The sequence below is a fragment of the Phaeovulum vinaykumarii genome, from assembly GCF_900156695.1.
GTDB lineage: Bacteria > Pseudomonadota > Alphaproteobacteria > Rhodobacterales > Rhodobacteraceae > Bieblia_A > Bieblia_A vinaykumarii.
In genome coordinates this window covers 1-3,363 of sequence record NZ_FTOM01000022.1, presented here as the reverse complement: position 1 = coordinate 3,363, position 3,363 = coordinate 1, and the positions used below count along the sequence as shown (strand labels likewise).

Below are 3,363 nucleotides of genomic sequence, written 5' to 3'. Positions count from 1 at the left end.
TGCTTGGCGACATTCCTAATATCGACTAGTCCCACAAGTCGGCCGTCTGGGCGCACGTTATGATGGATGCGGCCTCCCGCAACCACTTTGCTTGCTCGGGGCGCAAGTTGTGATCAGATCCTGCCCCCGCAACCAAAATACCGCGACAGACAATCCTGACACATCCATTCCAGTCACCCAGACATCTCTGCGCCTGGAATGAATGCGTCCGCGCATCTGCCGTTACATCCCCCCGGATTTGGCTGACACGATCAGCGCCGATACGCGCTCTCGGACACCTTCGGGAAGGACGTCGTCCGCCGGCGCAAGGAAGCCCTGAACAATCAGCTCGCGCGCCGCGTCTTCCTCCATGCCCGCCGCCATCAGATAGGACAGCTTCTCGCCGTCGATCCGGCCGACCGAGGCCTCGTGCGACAGCGCCGTGCCTTCGGCCAGCGCCTCGAGCGCGGGAACCGCTCGGATCGCGCCCCCCTTGCCCAGGTTGAGACCGTCGCAGCCCAGAAACCCCTCGGTCCCTTCTTCTGCACCGATCATCCGCGCCAGATTGTCGATCTGCCCGCCGGCCGACACCATCCGCGTCACCTCCTGCGCGCGCGCGCCCGGACCCGCCAGACGCGTCTCGCTGTCGATCACCCGATGCGTGCCCTCGGGGGCGAAGACCAGCGTCTGCGCCGTGCTGACGGCATCGGCGCCCAGCTCGGCGCGGGCATGCGCGCCATGTTCGCGCACCGGCGCCAGCAGGATCGACGTCGTCTCGGATCTCGCCCCGGCCTCGAGCCGCGCATAGCTGTAGGAATGCACCTCCATGCCCGGTGCCCAATGTTCGATCCCGATCGCCGTGCAGCGGGCACCGGCGCGCAGATAGGTCTCGGACAGCGCGATATGGCGACCGCGGTTCAGCGCCGGCGGCACCATCGCGCCCCCGATGATCTCGACCTCGGCGCCCGCCTCGATCAGCGTGATGTCATGCGTGAACTGCCGCGCCTGCGGTGTCTCGAGCATCGAGAAGCATTGCACCGGCAGGCGCAGCTTGGCCCCGGCCTTGACCCAGATGAAATGTCCCAGCGGCGGATGCATGGTTTCCGCCAGCGCCCGGATATGGTCGTTTTCCTCGGGTCCGACGAGGCCGAACATCAGATCCTGGACGAAATCATAGGTCGTCAGGGCCTGCGCCAGCGGCAGGATCTCAAGCTGCGCCGGGTCGTTGGATTGTGCGACGCGCATGTGATCGTCGACCAGAACAGCGGTGCCGGCGCGTTCGGTCTCATCGGCAAAGCCGACCTCGTGCAGCAATGTGCGTTCGGCATTGGACAGCGATGCGGGGGGCATCTGGACATCGGTCATGGCAAAGCTCCTTTGGAAGGCCGGGGGGGGGCGCTCAGGCGGCCGGGGCGGTGTAGCCCTGTGTCTGCACATGGGCGAAAAGGGTCGGCGCCGCGCCCGAGGCGATCACCCGCCCGCCGCGCAGGATGTGGGCGCGATCGGCCGTGACATGGTTCAGGATGGTGCCGGTATGGGTGATCACGAGGCCGGTGCGCGGGGTGTCGGGGGCCCGCACGATTCGGTCGATCGCATGCCCCACGGCGATCACATGCTCGAGGTCGACCCCGCTTTCGGGTTCGTCGAACAGCACCAGCCGCGGATCTTGCAGCATCAGCTTCAGGATTTCCCAGCGCTTGATCTCGCCACCCGAGAACCCGACGTTCAATTGCCGCGTGGTGAAATCCGCAAGATCGAGCGCGGCAGCCTCGCGCGTCAGCCGGTCCTGCGCGGAAAGCGCAGCGGCAAAGGCCTCGAGCGTGACGCCCTCAAGGCCCGGCGGACGCTGGAACGCCATGCCGATGCCCAGCCGGGCGCGCGCGCACAGCGGCAGATCGTTGAGGCTCTGGCCATTGAAGCGGATCTCGCCTGCGGTGATGCGGTAGGGCGGCAAGCCCATGATCGCGGCCAGCAGGCTGGATTTCCCCGATCCGTTCGGTCCAAGCAGCACGTGCAGCTCGCCCGAGGGCACGCTCAGATCGATGCCGCTCAGAACCGGCTTTCCGTCAACCTCGACATCCAGCCCCGAAATCTCCAAACCTGATACCAGCGTCATTGTCCCCTCCTGCCAGATGCGCGGATGGACCTTGCTGGATGAAATCGGCTGGGCCTCTGGCAGCAAGCCTAGCACAATCCTGATTGTTTTGATCTGCCATATTGTCGCGGTGCGGAAGGGGGCGTATTCCCGGCGCAAGCGACGTGTTCCCGGCGCAAGCGACGTGGCGCCGCAGGGCGGGCGGGCCTTGTCGCTTTACCGCAGCGGCCTTCTCCGATAATTTTGATCGACAAATGAGAGGGCGGCACGCGCGCCCGGATTCAGGCCCCAGCCCACGCAAGGTCCCCTGACGCATTATCCAGATCGACTGGGGGATATCGTCATGCGCGATGACAACGGGCAGACCCGGCCGCGGCTTGGTCTGCGGATGCCGGATGGGGCCGCGGACGCAACACTGGGGCGGCATATGCAGCCGGACACCTGCCCGAAGGTGCCCCGCCATGATGCACGCGCGCTGACCTGCGGGGCAGGGCTGGCGCATATCCTTCTGGATGATGTCGCCTACACGCTGCGGATCACCCGCAACGGCAAGCTGATCCTGACCAAATGAGCACCTGACACCCGGCCGGCGCTGTTCACCGGGCCGGGTTTTTGGCGTCGGGTCACTGCGCGAATTGGTGACAAAACGTCTCAGGTATTTAGTTCCTGATTGATTTGGTCATGTTTGTGTCTCGCCTGCGCCGGTATCAGGTCATGCCTCTGGACGCCGCCAACGGAACCTGCGGCGGGCCTCGGGCAGAGCCCCCCCTCGTGAACACGAACCTCAGGAGAAAAAGATGACCCCGTTCCCCAAGACCCTTCTGGCGCTTGTCGCCGCGCTGAGCTGGGCGACCGCTGCCGCGGCGCATACGCCGCTGTGCGCCTGCTACGACAACGGCGACGGCACCGTTCTGTGCGAGGGCGGGTTCTCGGATGGCTCCTCGGCCAGCGGCGTGGCGATGAAGGTGATGGGCGCCGATGACGCGGTGCTGATCGAAGGCGAGATGGGGGCGAGCAGCGAATTCACCTTCGACAAGCCCGAGGGCGCCTTCACCGTGCTTTTCGATGCGGGCGAGGGCCACAAGATCACGATCCCCTCGGACGAAATCTATTGAGCAGACGAAACGGAGATCACGACATGAAACGCCTTCTTGCCGGTGCCGCGCTGGCGGCCTTTTTCGCCCTGCCTGCGCAGGCCCATTTCCAGCTGATCTATGCGCCGCAGACGAATGTCGAGCGTCCCGGCGATCTGCCGCTTCTCTTGGCCTTCTGGCACCCGTTCGAGAACG

4 protein-coding genes are annotated in these 3,363 nt (G+C 65.3%); 2 read left to right on the top strand and 2 right to left on the bottom strand.

Going from position 1 to position 3,363, the window contains the following annotated elements:
- Positions 1-222: 222 nt before the first annotated feature.
- Together BW949_RS16345 and BW949_RS16340 are read right to left on the bottom strand one after the other, a co-directional pair.
- Positions 223-1,344: a SufD family Fe-S cluster assembly protein gene (locus BW949_RS16345; protein WP_076367995.1), complete on the bottom strand. Its 1,122-nt coding sequence runs from the start codon at positions 1,342-1,344 to the stop codon at positions 223-225.
- Positions 1,345-1,378: 34 nt separating this feature from the next.
- The gene (locus BW949_RS16340) at positions 1,379-2,095 is read right to left on the bottom strand and encodes an ABC transporter ATP-binding protein (protein ID WP_076367993.1); all 717 of its coding nucleotides are present in this window, start codon (positions 2,093-2,095) and stop codon (positions 1,379-1,381) included.
- 406 nt (positions 2,096-2,501) lie between these two features.
- Here BW949_RS16340 and hemP point away from each other — a divergent pair, with 406 nt between their 5' ends.
- Together hemP and BW949_RS16330 are read left to right on the top strand one after the other, a co-directional pair.
- The gene (gene hemP, locus BW949_RS16335) at positions 2,502-2,645 is read left to right on the top strand and encodes a hemin uptake protein HemP (RefSeq protein ID WP_076367997.1); all 144 of its coding nucleotides are present in this window, start codon (positions 2,502-2,504) and stop codon (positions 2,643-2,645) included.
- 226 nt (positions 2,646-2,871) lie between these two features.
- Positions 2,872-3,189: a hypothetical protein gene (locus BW949_RS16330; RefSeq protein WP_076367991.1), complete on the top strand. Its 318-nt coding sequence runs from the start codon at positions 2,872-2,874 to the stop codon at positions 3,187-3,189.
- The last annotated feature ends 174 nt before the right edge of the window (positions 3,190-3,363 follow it).